Below are 13518 nucleotides of genomic sequence, written 5' to 3'. Positions count from 1 at the left end.
GCGTCCCGGGCTGATTTTTCTCTGAGTTCGCCTTCGTACCGTCGCCTGGTGACCGGAGAGATGCTCGACTATCTGATCATCGGGGCGGGGCCGGCCGGACTTCAGCTCGGGGCGCTCCTCGAACGGGACGGCCGGCGGGACTACCTGGTACTGGAGTCCGCCGAGGTTCCCGGCGACTTCTTCACGCGGTTTCCCCGGCACCGTCAACTCATCTCGATCAACAAGCCGCACACCGGTTCCGACGATCCGGAGCTGAACCTGCGGCTGGACTGGAACTCGCTGCTCAGCGACGACCCGGCGCTGCGGTTCACCCGTTACACCGAGCGCTACTTCCCGGACGCCGAGGTGATGGTCCGCTACCTGGCGGACTTCGCGGCGGCCACCGGGGTCCGGGTCCGCTACCAGACCCGGGTGGTCCGGGTCGCCCGGTCCGGCGACGGTGGCTTCGTGGTCACCGACGAGGCGGGTACGACGTACCGGGCGCGTCGGGTCGTCGTGGCGACCGGGGTCGCGCAGCCGTACGTCGCGCCGATCCCCGGCATCGAGCTGGCGGAGCGGTACGACGAGATGCCGGTCGACCCGCGCGACTTCCTCGACCAGCGGGTGCTGATCATCGGAAAGGGCAACTCCGCTTTCGAGACCGCGGACAGCCTGATGGAGACCACCACCCTGGTCCATGTGGCGGGGCCGAGTTCGGTCCGGATGGCGTGGCGGACCCACTACGTCGGACACCTGCGGGCGGTGAACAACAACTTCCTGGACACCTACCAGCTCAAGTCGGCGAACGCGATCCTGGACGGGCACGTGCGCGGCATCGAGCGGGACGGCGACGGCTACCGGGTGACCTTCGGTTTCTCCCGGGCCAACGAGGTCACCAAGGAGTTGCGCTACGACCGGGTGCTGGCCTGCACCGGTTTCCGCTTCGACCCGTCGATCTTCGCCGAGGACTGCCGCCCGACGCTGGTGATCAACGATCGTTTCCCGGCCCAGACCCCGGCGTTCGAGTCGGTGAACGTGCCGGGTCTCTTCTTCGCCGGCACCCTGACCCAGGAGCGCGACTTCAAGAAGTCGACGAACGGCTTCATCCATGGATTCCGGTACGGGGTGCGGGCACTGCACCGCATCCTGGAACACCGCTACCACGACAATCCGTGGCCGGCGGAGAAGCTCGACGCGACCGCCGAGGCGGCGGCCGACGCGATCATCGAGCGGGTCAACCGTTCCTCCGGCCTCTGGCAGCAGTTCGCGGTGCTCGCCGACGTGCTCACCGTCGCCGGGCCGAGCGCCCGCTACCACGAGGAGCTGCCGGTCGACTACCTCGGGCAGGCTGGGCTGGCCACCGCCGACCATCCGGTCGAGCACGCGTTCGTCGTCACCCTTGAGTACGGTCCCGACCACGACCAGGTCGACCCCTTCGACATCTCGGTGAGCCGGATCGCCCAGGACACGGCCGGCCAGGCCCACGACGCGGCGTACCTGCATCCGGTGGTGCGCCACCACCGCGGCGGCCAGGTGACGGCGGAGCACCACCTGGCGGAGAACCTGGAGAACCAGTGGAACAAGCCGCAGGTGCACCGGGCGCCGCTGGTCGCCTTCCTGAACCGCTGCCTGACGACGACGGTGGGCTGACACCGTGCCCTCAGTGCCGGCGCAGGTGACCCCGTGCCATCCAGCCGTGGCCGATCCGGGTCCCCTGCACCGTCTCGGCGATCTGGAGGCGGAGGCGCGGCTGCGGCTCGATCCGGTGCACCGGGACTTCTTCGCCGGTGGCGCCGGGGACGAGCGGACGCTGCGGGCCAACGAGACGGCCTTCGACGCGTACCGGATCCTGCCCCGGGTGCTCCGCGGCGGCGGCGAGCGCGACCTGCGGACCGAACTGTTCGGCGAGACACTGCCCATGCCGGTGTTGGTCTCTCCGACCGCGTTTCACCGGCTGGCCCACCCGGAGGGGGAGGTGGCGACGGCCCGGGCGGTCGGGGCGGCCGGCACCGTCCTGGTGGTGAGCATGGCCGCCACCACGCCGATCGAGGCGGTGGCCGACGCCAGTGACCCGTCGCACCGACCGGCGCGGCTTTGGTTCCAGCTCTATCCACAGCCGGATCTCGGCTTCACCGCCTCGGTGATCAGGCGGGCTGAGGCGGCCGGCTGCCGCGCCCTGGTGGTCACGGTCGACTCGCCGGTCTTCGGCCGCCGCGACCGCGACCTGCGCAACGGCTTCCTCGACCTGCCGGCCGGCTACTGCTGCGAGAACATGCGTGATCCGGAGACCGGCCGGATCCGGGACATCGTCATGGACGCCACCCTCGACTGGGCGCGGATCGAGTGGCTGCGCGGGACGACCCGGCTGCCCATCGTGCTGAAGGGGATCCTGCACCCCGCCGACGCCCGGCTCGCAGTCGCGCACGGCGTGGACGCCGTGCTGGTCTCCAACCACGGGGGGCGGCAGCTCGACGGGGTACCGGCGAGCATCGACGCCCTGCCGGCGGTGGTGGCGGCGGTCGGTGGACGCATCCCCGTCCTGCTCGACGGCGGCATCCGCCGGGGGACCGACATCCTCACCGCGCTGGCGCTCGGGGCCGTCGCGGTCGGGATCGGCCGACCGGTGGTCTGGGCGCTGGCGGCCCGGGGACAGCACGGCGTCGGACAGCTGCTCGACCTGCTCCGCGCCGAGCTGGCCCGGGCCATGACGCTTGCCGGTGCGGTCCGCCCCGCCGACCTCACCCGCGAGCTGATCCTCGACCGGGTGCCGGGATGACCCGCCCGCTGGTGCTGCTGTGCTGCCTGGCCGGTCTGCTGGCCGTGGGGTGGCTGCTGCCGCGCCGGCTGCCACCGGCGGTGATCCGGCTCCGTGAGTGGATCTTCAGGCGGGTGAACGGTGCCGAGGGGATCCCGGTGCCCGGCCCCGGGATCGGGCCCGAGCACTTCGTTCGAATCTACTCCCATCCGGCGGCCAGCGGGCGTAGCCGGGGCGCCGGCATCTCCGACCTGTTCTGGTACTGGCTGGCGCCCGGGCCGCAGATGCACCAGGAACACCTGGAGCCGGGCGAGCGTTACCGCACGGTCGCCCGGACGACCAGGCGGGTGGTCGCGGTGTCGCACCGGCGCTCGACCGAGTTGGCCGGCGCGGCGACCCGACGGATCCTCGACGAACTGCCGGCCGGCCGGACCTGCCACGTCCGGCTGCGGGACCTGATGATGCCGATCTGGGCGGAGGTGTACTACGAACTCGTCTTCGGCGCGGCGTGCCCGCCGGACGTCCGGGCGCTGATCGTGGCCAACGCCGACGACGTGGTCACCGCGCTCAAGTGTTGCGGGCTGCGGCACCTGGACCGGCGCGACCGGCTGACCCGCTATCTGCGGGCCCGGGTCGAGGCCGGCACCGCGCCGGTGACGCTGCCGGAACCCTTCACCGCCGAGGAGACCGCGTGGTACCTCCAGGGCACCTTCTTCAACACCGCCGTCGTGCAGATGTCGGAGGCGATGGCGCACCTCCTGCTCGCCGTGGCGCAACATCCGGCGGTGCAGCGTGACCTGGTCGCCACCCTCGACGGTCCCGACGGTGACGCCGCCCTGGACCGGGTGATCGACGAGACGCTGCGGGTGCATCCGCTCTTCGGGGTGGCGCACCGGATCACGTCCGGTCCGATCGAGGTCGACGCGGGGCTCACCATCCCGGCCGGCTCGGTGCTGCTCTTCAACTACCTGGCCTACCAGCGCAGCGGACCGGCGGCCGACGACGCTTTCGAGCCGGCCCGCTGGCTGACCCTCGACCGCCGGGCCGCACACTTCGTCCCCTTCGGTGTCACCGCCAACCGGGCCTGCCCGGCACGCGGCATCGCGCCGGTGATGATGCGCGCGGTGACCCGGGAGGTACTGCGCCGGTACGCCCTGGTCTCCACCGTGCGGCACACCCGGTCGCTGCCGAACCGCGGACCCTGCTTCCTCGTCCCGACCGGCGCCCGCCCGCCCGCACGGGCCCGGCTGTCGGTGATGCGCTGGGGCGACCTCTGGTCCGACGTGTGGCGCAGCCTCGTCCAACTGGCGCTGGGCACCTGGATGGTGCTCGACGCCCGGCGCCAGCGCCTTTGCGCGAGCCACGTCGAGGAGGTCCGACGCTGACCACGGAAGGTCGATCGGGACGGCGGCGATGCCCGATCGAGACAACATAGAGACATTGGTCACAATCGATGTCGAGGATCGGTGTGGGATTCTCGACATGTGCTACAGGTAAGCGGGGTATCACCAGGCGTGCACCGGCTGCTCCTGGTGGAGGACGACGCGGAACTCGCGGACATGCTCACCGAGGTGCTGGCCGACGAGGGGTACGAGGTCGACGTGGCCCGGGACGGACAACGGGGCCTGCATCTCGGGCTCACCCGACCCTACGACGTGATGGTGATCGATCGGCTGCTGCCGGCGCTCGACGGGCTCAACCTGCTGACCCGGCTGCGTTCCCGCGCGATCGGGGCCCGCGCGTTGCTGCTCACCGCGCTCGGCACCGTCGACGACCGGGTCGCCGGCCTGAACGCGGGCGCCGACGACTACCTGATCAAGCCGTTCGACCTGGACGAACTGAGTGCCCGGATCCGGGCGCTCTGCAGACGTACGTCCGACGGCGCCGAGGCGCTGCCGATCGGTACCGGCCGGCTCGACCTCGGCCTGCGGGACGTGGTGCTGGCGGACGGCACCCGGGTGGCACTGTCCGCCCGGGAGTTCGAACTGCTCCGCGTGCTCGCCGTGCGCCCCCGGGCGGTGCACACCCGCTCCGAGCTGCGCCGCCGGGTCTTCGACGAGGCGGCGGCGACCTCCATCGTCGACACCTACGTGTACTACCTGCGCCGCAAGCTCGGCCGGACGGCGGTCCGCACCGTGCACGGCCTCGGCTACCGGCTCGGTGAGCTGTGATGCCGTGGCGGAAGGTGCGGCTGCGGCGGCCGGCACGGGCCGGCCTCTCCTGGATGGTGGCCGAGCGCATCGTGGTGGCCCGGGCCCGTCGCCGGGTCGGCGTGCTGGTCGGGCTCGCGGTGACCGTCCTGGTCACGGTGGTCGGCGTGCTCGCCTACGGCATGCTGGTCCGTGGCCAGGAGCGTCAGATCAAACGGGAACTCGCCTACACCGCAAGCCGCAGCGACCCGTCCGGTCCGCCCGGTTGCACCTGGCTGTTCCTGCTCCGCGACGGCGAGATCAGCGGCGGTACGGTGCCGGCGCCGGCCGGGTTCCCGCTGGCGACGGCGATGACCACCACGGCCAGCACCGGAATCCCGGCGGAGACGACGATCACGCGCAACGGCACGGTTTACTTCGTCCTGACCGAGACCCGCGGCGAGGACGTCGTGCAGGCGATCTTCGACGCCCGGTACCAGCTCGCCGACCGGCGCCACCTGCTCGTCGCGCTCGCCGTCGCGGAACTGCTCGGGCTGGTCGTCGCCGTCGCCAGCGGGTCGGTGGTGGGTCGGCTCGCCGTCGCGCCGCTGGCCGACTCCCTCGCCCGGCAGCGCCGGTTCATCGCCGACGTCAGCCACGAACTGCGTACGCCCATCGCGCAGGTGCACACCCGGGCCCAACTGCTGGCGCGGCGGGCCGGCGCGGCCGACCTGCCCGTCGAGTACCAGTCGGAGCTGAATCGCCTGACCGGCACCACCAGACGGCTCGGCGAGGTCGTCAACGACCTGCTGCTCTCCGCCCGGCTGGCCGCAGCACCGGGTGACCGGCCGGCCGCCGACCCGGTGGACCTGGCAGCCCTCGCCGAGGCCGCTGTGCTCGCCGAGAACGACCGGGCCGGCGAACAGGGGGTGACCCTCACCCTCAGCCGCCCGGACGTGCCGGTCCCGGTCGCCGGGGTGGAATCGGCGCTGCGGCGGGTGATCAGCGAACTGCTGACCAACGCCCTCACGCACACCCCGGCCGGCGGGCGGATCGACGTGACAGTGCGCCTGCCCGCCCACGAGGTGGCGGAGTTGATCGTCGCCGACACCGGCAACGGCTTCGATCCGGCCGACCGCATCTTCGACCGGTTCTACAGCGGTGCGGGCCCGGAGCGGCGGCACACCGGACTCGGCTTGGCGCTGCTTCGGGAGGTGGTCACCGGGCACGGGGGCACCATCGACGCCCGCGGCCATCCTGGTCGGGGCGCCCGGTTCGCCGTCCGGCTGCCGGTCGGGACGATCCCGCAACCGGCCGCGTCGACGCTCGCGCCGCCGACGCCCGCATCGGTCCCCGGCGACGGCTGACCGGGCAGGGCATCCAACCGTTCGGGACGTGCGGGACGACACCTACCGCCGGCGTCAGCGGGAGCGCGCGGTGGCCTCCGGGGTCTCGGATATCTGCCGGGTCACGTGGCAGGCCACCTCGCGCAGGACGTCGATCTGGCTCGCGGTGAGGCCGTCGATGACGTAGTGACGCACGGCTGCGACGTGCCCGGGCGCTGCGGCGACCACCAGGTCCCACCCGGCGTCGGTGAGCGTGGCCACGGTGTAGCGGGGGCTGTCCGGGTCGGGCGCGCGGCGGAGCAGGCCCCGCTGTTCGAGGCGCTTGACGACGTTCGACAGTCGGGAGAGCGAGCAACTGATCTGGCCAGCCAGATCACTGAGCCGCATGGTGCGTCCGGGCGTCATGGACAGGCCACTGAGCACGAAGTAGTCGAACAGCGTGAGGTGGTTGTCGCGCAGAAGTTGGGCGTCGAGGGCGCTCGGCAGGTTGAACATGAGTTTGGCCAGCGCAAGCCAGGCGTCGCGCTCGTGGTCGGTCAACCACCGAGGTTCGTCAGGCATGCCGCAAGCGTACGTCCCGGCCTGACCTGCGAGAGTGTGGGACGCCTGCTCCGTCAGCCGGTCGACCCGGAGTGACCGGGGTCGTCGGTGTCGAGCAGGGGAGCGAGGGTCTCCCAGTTGGCGCGGGTGGCGGCTGCCGCACCCCCGACATCTCCGGCCTCGCACAGCGCGATGATCCGGTCGTGCTGGGCGACCGACTCCCGGCCGCTGAGTGAGGAGAAACGCACTCGCTCCAGGCGACGCAGCACCGGGGTGAACTGTTCGAGCACGTCGCGCAGGGCCTGGTTGGTGCTGGCCTGCACCGCGACGGCGTGGAAGTCGTCGTCGGCGGCAACGGCCGCGTCCACGTCGTTGCGCCGCAGCGCCTCGGCGAACCGTGCGTTGGCCTCGCGCATGACGTCGATCTCGTCGGTGGAGAGGTTGGGCAGGGCCTCGCGTACCGCCAGTTCGTGCATGGCGGCCGTGACCGACTGGGCGTTTCGGGCGGCGCGGACGTCCAGCGGGCTGACCATCGTGTAGCGCCCGGGTTTGGTCTGTACGAGACCCGCCTGCTCCAGGCGTGCCAGCGCCTCCCGGACCGGGGTGCGGCTGACGCCGAGCCACTCGACCAGGTCGCTGTCGTTGAGGCGTTCGCCGGGGGCCAGCGTGCCGCCGACGATGGCGTCGCGGATCGCCCGGTAGGCCTCGTCGCGAAGAAGTGACCGGGGAGCGAGTCCGGGCCCCCGTGGAACAGGCATGCGATATGTTGCACACCGGGTGCTCCCGCTGTCAACCAGGCTCGCCTCGCGGTGCTCTGACACCTCGGCAGTCGGACCCTTGCCCGCATCGGGAGCCGGCCGGCCGGTCACCGGGTCAGCAGGCCCCGCTCCGCGAACTGGGCACGCACCCGGTCGAGCAGTTCGGGCGTGGGGGGCTCGGTGTCGCCGCAGGGAAACGGAAGCCCCAGCGCGCGGTACTTGTGCTCGCCGAGCCGGTGGAACGGCAGCACCTCCACCCGCTGCACGGTGGGCAGCGTGGCGACGAAGTCGGCGACGCCGGCCACGTTGGCCGGGTCGTCGGTGAGGCCCGGCACCAGGACGAAGCGGATCCAGATCGGGGTGCCCCGCTCGGCGAGACGGCGGGCGAACCGCAGCGTCGGCGCGACCGCACCGGTCCGGGTGACCCGGCGGTAGGTCGCCGGGTCCCAGCTCTTGATGTCCAACAGCACCAGATCCGTCGCGTCGAGCAGTTCCGGGGTGGCGCGGTCGCCCAGGAAACCGCTGGTGTCCAGTGCGGTGTGCAGGCCCATGTCCTTGCACCTGCGCAGCACGGCAGCGGTGAACCGCGCCTGTTGCAGCGGTTCGCCGCCGCTGAGCGTGACGCCACCACCGGCCACCTTGATGAACCGTTCGTACCGCCGGATCTCGGTGACCAGCTCGTCCACGGTCATGGCCCGTCCGCTGCGCTGGAACCAGGTGTCGGGGCTGTGGCAGAAGCGGCAGCGCAGTGGGCAGCCGGCGAGGAACGCGACGAAGCGGGTGCCGGGCCCGTCCACTCCGGTCGACGTGTCGAAGGAGTGGACGGACCCGACCACCGCACCGGCGGGGACGACGTGCGGGCGCGACGGCCAGACGATCGTCGTCATCAGAGCCGGCCGTGGAAGGTGCGGGAGATGACGTCGCGCTGCTGCTCGCGGGTCAACCGGACGAAGTTCACCGCGTACCCGGAGACCCGGATGGTCAGCTGCGGGTACCGCTCGGGGTACGCCATGGCGTCTTCGAGGGTGACCCGGTCGAGGACGTTGACGTTGAGGTGGAAGCCGCCGGCGTCGGCGTAACCGTCGAGCACCCCCACGAGATTGTCGATCTGCTCGTCGCGGGTGCGGCCGAGCCCGTCCGGGGTGACCGTGGTGGTGAGCGAGATGCCGTCACGGGCGCTGGCGTACGGCAGCTTGGCGACCGACAGCGCCGCCGCGACCAGGCCGTGAGTGTCCCGGCCGTTCATCGGGTTCGCGCCGGGAGCGAACGGCTCGCCGGCCCGACGACCGTCCGGGGTGTTGCCGGTGTGTTTGCCGTAGACCACGTTCGACGTGATGGTGAGCACAGACAGGCTCGGCTCGGCACCCCGGTACGTCGGCTGCGCCCGAACCTTGTCCATGAAGCGCTCCACCAGGTCGACGGCGATCGCGTCGGCCCGCTCGTCGTTGTTGCCGAAGGCCGGGTAGTCGCCGTCGACGGTGTAGTCGGTGACCAGGCCGGTGCCGTCGCGCAGCACCTTGACCTGGGCGTGCCGGATCGCCGAGAGGCTGTCCACGGCGACGGAGAGCCCGGCGATTCCGGTGGCGAGGAAGCGGTGCACCGGGTGCTCGTGCAGCGCCATCTCCAGCCGCTCGTAGGCGTACTTGTCGTGCATGTAGTGGATGACGTTGAGCGCGCGTACGTAGGTGCGGGCGAGCCAGTCGAGGGTCCGGTCGAACGCGGCCAGGACGGTGTCGTAGTCCAGCACGTCGTCGGTGACGGGCGGGGTCGCGGGCGCGACCTGCTCGCCGGTGATCTCGTCCCGACCGCCGTTGATCGCGTAGAGCAGGGCCTTGGCGAGGTTGGCGCGGGCGCCGAAGTACTGCATGTCCTTGCCGACGCGCATCGCCGACACGCAGCAGGCGATCGCGGTGTCGTCGGAGTACACCGGCCGGATCAGGTCGTCGTTCTCGTACTGGATGGCGCTGGTGTCCAGCGACACCTGCGCGCAGAAGCGTTTGAAACCGGTGGGCAGGTCGGCCGACCAGAGCACGGTCAGGTTCGGCTCGGGCGCCGGACCGAGGTTGTACAGCGTCTGCAGATACCGGAAGCTGGTGCGGGTCACCAGCGGCCGACCGTCCGCGCCGACGCCACCGATCGCCTCGGTCACCCAGGTGGGGTCGCCGGAGAACAACTCGTCGTACTCGGGGGTGCGCAGGAACCGGATGATCCGCAGCTTGATCACGAAGTCGTCGATCAGCTCCTGGGCGGCGGACTCGGTGAGCCGGCCCTCGGCGATGTCGCGGTCCAGGAACACGTCGACGAAGGTCGAGGTGCGGCCCAGCGACATGGCGGCGCCGTTCTGTTCCTTGGTGGCGGCCAGGTAGGCGAAGTAGAGCCACTGGATCGCCTCGCGGCCGGTGGCGGCGGGCGCGCTGATGTCGTAGCCGTAGCCGGCCGCCATCTCCTTGAGCTCACCGAGGGCGCGGATCTGCTCGGCCAGCTCCTCACGGTCGCGGATGATGTCCTCGGTGCAGGGGTGATCGTCCAGGGACGCCTTGATCGCCTGGCGCTCGGCGACGAGGCGGTCGACGCCGTAGAGCGCGACCCGCCGGTAGTCGCCGATGATCCGGCCACGGCCGTACGCGTCGGGAAGCCCGGTGACGATGTGCGAGCGCCGCGCCGCCAGCACGTCGGCGGGGTAGGCGTCGAAGACTCCGGCGTTGTGGGTCTTGCGGTACGTGGTGAAGATGCGGCGCACCAGTGGGTCCATCTCGAAGCCGTACGCGGTCAGCCCGTTCTCCACCATCCGCAGCCCACCGTTGGGCATGATCGCCCGGCGCAGCGGCGCGTCGGTTTGCAGCCCGACGATCAGCTCGGAATCCCGGTCGATCCAGCCGGGCGCGTGCGAGGTGATCGTGGCGGGGGTATGCGGGTCGACGTCGTAGATCCCGCGCTCGCGTTCGATGACGAACAGGTCACGCAGCCGGTTCCACAGCTGCGTGGTGCGGGGGGTCGGCCCGGCGAGGAACCGGGCGTCGCCGTGGTACGGGGTGACGTTGTCGCGGACGAACGCGGCGACGTCGACAGTGTCGCGCCAGGCGTCGCCGTGGAAGCCGCGCCACGGGTCGGGCCGCGCCGTCGCGCGCTGCTCGGGCCGGACCGCCGGGCTGTGCTGCTGGACCATGTCTCCTCCTGGAAGCTCTCTTCGAGCCTCTCGCGGGGATGGCCGGTCGGTCAGGGGCGAAAGACCCGGGCGGTCCGGGCCGCTAGCCACCGGCGCGGGTCCCGGTGCGGCGGCGACGATCAGGGTGTGACCGGACGACGTGACCCGGCATCGACGATCGGAGTGATAGGTATGACCGCCGCGACCGCGACGAGCCTCCTGCCCGCCTCGGCCCCGCCGCCGCGAAACGGGACGGCCAGCACGCCCGGGCCGGCCATCGACACGTTGGTCGGCAATGGACTCAAGGCCCTGGACGACTACGCCGCCTTCGACCAGGAGCGCGTCGACCGGATCGTGGCGAAGGCCTCCGTGGCGGCGCTGAGCCGGCACGCCGATCTGGCGCGGATGGCGGTGACCGAGACCGGCCGTGGCGTTTTCGAGGACAAGGCCGTCAAGAACATCTTTGCGTGTGAGCACGTCACCAATCACATGGCGGGCCTGAAGACGGTCGGGGTCATCTCCCGTGACGAGATCAACGGCATCGTCGAGATCGCCGAGCCGGTCGGCGTGGTCTGCGCCGTCACTCCGGTCACCAATCCCACGTCGACGACCATCTTCAAGGCGCTGCTCGGCCTGAAGACCCGCAACCCGATGATCTTCGCCTTCCACCCGGCCGCCCAGCGGTGCAGCGCCGAGGCGGCCCGGGTGGTCCGGGACGCCGCCGTCGCCGCGGGCGCACCCGAGCACTGCATCCAGTGGATCGAGCAGCCCTCCGTCGAGGCCACCGGCGCGCTGATGAAGCACCCCGGCGTGTCCACGATCCTGGCCACCGGCGGCAACGGCATGGTGCGGGCGGCGTACTCGTCCGGGAAGCCGGCGCTCGGCGTGGGCGCCGGCAATGTGCCGGCGTACGTCCATCGTGGCGCGAAGCTGCGCCGGGCGGTGCATGACATCGTGCTGTCGAAGTCGTTCGACAACGGCATGATCTGCGCCTCCGAGCAGGCGGTGATCGTCGATGCCGAGGTGTATCCCGCGGCGATGGCCGAGTTCCAGCGACTGCACGCCCACCGGGCCACTCCCGACGAGAAGCGCCGGATCGAGGAGCTGATCTTCGGCGTGGCGGCCGGTGGCACCGACTGCGCCGGTGGGCGGCTCAACCCGCAGGTCGTCGGCCAGAGCGCAGCGTGGATCGCCGAGCGTGCCGGCCTGACCGTGCCGGCCGACACGTCGGTGATCCTGGTCGAGGTGGACCACGTCGGCCCGGCCGAACCGCTCACCCGGGAGAAGCTCTGCCCCGTGCTGGCGGTGCTGCGCGCCGAGTCCACCGAGGACGGCATCCGGTACGCCGAGCAGATGGTCGAGCTGAACGGCCTCGGTCACAGCGCGGTCATCCACACCGAGGACGCGCAGCTCGTCGAGGAGTACGGGCGGCGGGTCAAGGCGGTGCGCATCATCTGGAACGCTCCCGCGTCGCAGGGCGGCATCGGCGACATGTACAACGCGTTCCTGCCCTCGTTGACGTTGGGCTGCGGCAGCTACGGACGCAACTCGGTGTCCAACAACGTCACCGCGGTCGACCTGGTCAACGTCAAGCGGATCGGCCGCCGGACCAACAACCTGCAGTGGTTCAAGGTCCCGCCGAAGATCTACTTCGAGGCGAACGCGATCCGCTACCTGGCCGACCTGCCCGACGTGCACCGGGTCACCGTGGTCACCGACCACACCATGACCCGGCTGGGGTACGTCGACCGGCTGATCACCGTCCTGCAGCAGCGGCCCGAGCGGGTGGCGTTGCAGATCATCGACGATGTCGAACCGGAGCCGAGCGTCGGCACGGTGGACCGGGGCGCGGAGCTGATGCGGTCCTTCCAGCCCGACACGATCGTCGCGTTGGGCGGCGGCTCGGCGATGGACGCCGCCAAGGTGATGTGGCTGCGCTACGAGCACCCGGAGGTGGTCTTCGCCGACATGCGGGAGAAGTTCTTCGACATCCGCAAACGGGCCTTCAAGTTCCCGACGCTGGGGGAGCGGGCCCGCCTGGTCTGCATCCCCACCACCTCCGGCACGGGCGCCGAGGTGACTCCGTTCGCGGTCATCACCGACACCGCCACCGGCAAGAAGTTCCCCCTCGCCGACTACGCCCTGACGCCGAGCGTGGCCATCGTCGACCCGGTGCTCGCCGCCGACCTGCCGCCCACCATCACGGCGGACAGCGGCTTCGACGCGCTGACCCACGCCACCGAGTCGTACGTCTCCGTCTACGCCAACGACTTCACCGACGGACTCGCGTTGCAGGCCATCAAGCTGATCTTCACCTACCTGGAGCGGGCGGTGCGCGACGGCGCGGCCGACGCCGAGGCCCGGGAGAAGATGCACAACGCGGGAACCATCGCCGGCATGGCCTTCGGCAGCGCCTTCCTGGGCATCGTGCACGCCATGTCGCACACCCTGGGTGCCACCTTCCACGTGGCGCACGGACGCACCAACGCGATCCTGATGCCGCACGTCATCCGCTACAACGGCACGACACCGGCCAAGCTGACCGGATGGCCCAAGTACGAGGACTACCGGGCGCCGGAGCGGTTCCAGGACATCGCCCGGATGCTGGGCCTGCCGGCGGCCACCGCGCAGGAGGGGGTCGAGTCGTACGCCGTCGCGGTGGAGCGGCTGCGCGACGCCGTCGGCATCGAGCCGTCCTTCCAGGCCGTGGGCGTCGACGAGGCGGCTTTCCTCGCCGCACTGCCGCAACAGGCCCTCAACGCCTACGAGGACCAGTGCGCTCCGGCCAACCCGCGGATGCCCATGCTCGACGACATGCAGGACCTCATGCGGGCCGCGTACCACGGCAGGTGAGCACCGCCGCCGG

At 71.1% G+C, this 13518-nt stretch carries 10 protein-coding genes; 6 read left to right on the top strand and 4 right to left on the bottom strand.

What is annotated here, in order from left to right:
• Positions 1-48: 48 nt before the first annotated feature.
• From AB0J93_RS22435 to AB0J93_RS22415, 5 genes are all read left to right on the top strand, one after another.
• Complete coding sequence (locus tag AB0J93_RS22435; protein ID WP_363924273.1) at positions 49-1629, top strand: FAD-dependent oxidoreductase; 1581 nt, start codon at positions 49-51, stop codon at positions 1627-1629.
• A gap of 46 nt (positions 1630-1675) precedes the next feature.
• On the top strand, positions 1676-2755 hold the full coding sequence (locus AB0J93_RS22430; RefSeq protein WP_363924272.1) for an alpha-hydroxy acid oxidase: 1080 nt from the start codon (positions 1676-1678) through the stop codon (positions 2753-2755).
• Positions 2752-4119 (top strand): cytochrome P450, encoded by a 1368-nt coding sequence (locus tag AB0J93_RS22425; RefSeq protein ID WP_363924271.1) that lies wholly within the window; start codon positions 2752-2754, stop codon positions 4117-4119. The genes AB0J93_RS22430 and AB0J93_RS22425 overlap by 4 nt, the downstream gene beginning before the upstream one ends.
• 129 nt (positions 4120-4248) lie before the next feature.
• Entirely contained in the window at positions 4249-4905 is a 657-nt protein-coding gene (locus AB0J93_RS22420; protein WP_363924270.1) for a response regulator transcription factor, read from the top strand.
• Entirely contained in the window at positions 4905-6230 is a 1326-nt protein-coding gene (locus AB0J93_RS22415) for a HAMP domain-containing sensor histidine kinase (RefSeq protein WP_363924269.1), read from the top strand. Before AB0J93_RS22420 ends, AB0J93_RS22415 begins: the two co-directional genes overlap by 1 nt.
• A gap of 54 nt (positions 6231-6284) precedes the next feature.
• Here AB0J93_RS22415 and AB0J93_RS22410 read toward each other — a convergent pair whose 3' ends face one another.
• The 4 genes from AB0J93_RS22410 to pflB form a co-directional block, all read right to left on the bottom strand.
• Positions 6285-6770 (bottom strand): MarR family transcriptional regulator, encoded by a 486-nt coding sequence (locus tag AB0J93_RS22410; protein ID WP_363924268.1) that lies wholly within the window; start codon positions 6768-6770, stop codon positions 6285-6287.
• 53 nt (positions 6771-6823) lie between these two features.
• The gene (locus AB0J93_RS22405) at positions 6824-7507 is read right to left on the bottom strand and encodes a GntR family transcriptional regulator (RefSeq protein ID WP_363924267.1); all 684 of its coding nucleotides are present in this window, start codon (positions 7505-7507) and stop codon (positions 6824-6826) included.
• A gap of 107 nt (positions 7508-7614) precedes the next feature.
• Positions 7615-8394, bottom strand: coding sequence for a pyruvate formate-lyase-activating protein (gene pflA / locus AB0J93_RS22400; protein ID WP_363924266.1), 780 nt, complete (start codon positions 8392-8394; stop codon positions 7615-7617).
• Positions 8394-10673 carry a formate C-acetyltransferase gene (gene pflB, locus AB0J93_RS22395; RefSeq protein WP_363924265.1) on the bottom strand — a complete coding sequence of 760 codons (2280 nt, stop codon included), beginning with the start codon at positions 10671-10673 and terminating at the stop codon, positions 8394-8396. Before pflB ends, pflA begins: the two co-directional genes overlap by 1 nt.
• 171 nt (positions 10674-10844) lie before the next feature.
• Between pflB and adhE the strand changes: the two genes are divergently transcribed.
• Positions 10845-13505, top strand: coding sequence for a bifunctional acetaldehyde-CoA/alcohol dehydrogenase (adhE, locus tag AB0J93_RS22390; RefSeq protein WP_363924264.1), 2661 nt, complete (start codon positions 10845-10847; stop codon positions 13503-13505).
• Positions 13506-13518 lie beyond the last annotated feature (13 nt).

The organism is Micromonospora sp. NPDC049374, from assembly GCF_040677165.1.
Classification (GTDB): Bacteria; Actinomycetota; Actinomycetes; order Mycobacteriales; family Micromonosporaceae; genus Micromonospora.
This window is presented reverse-complemented; position numbering and strand designations above follow the sequence as displayed.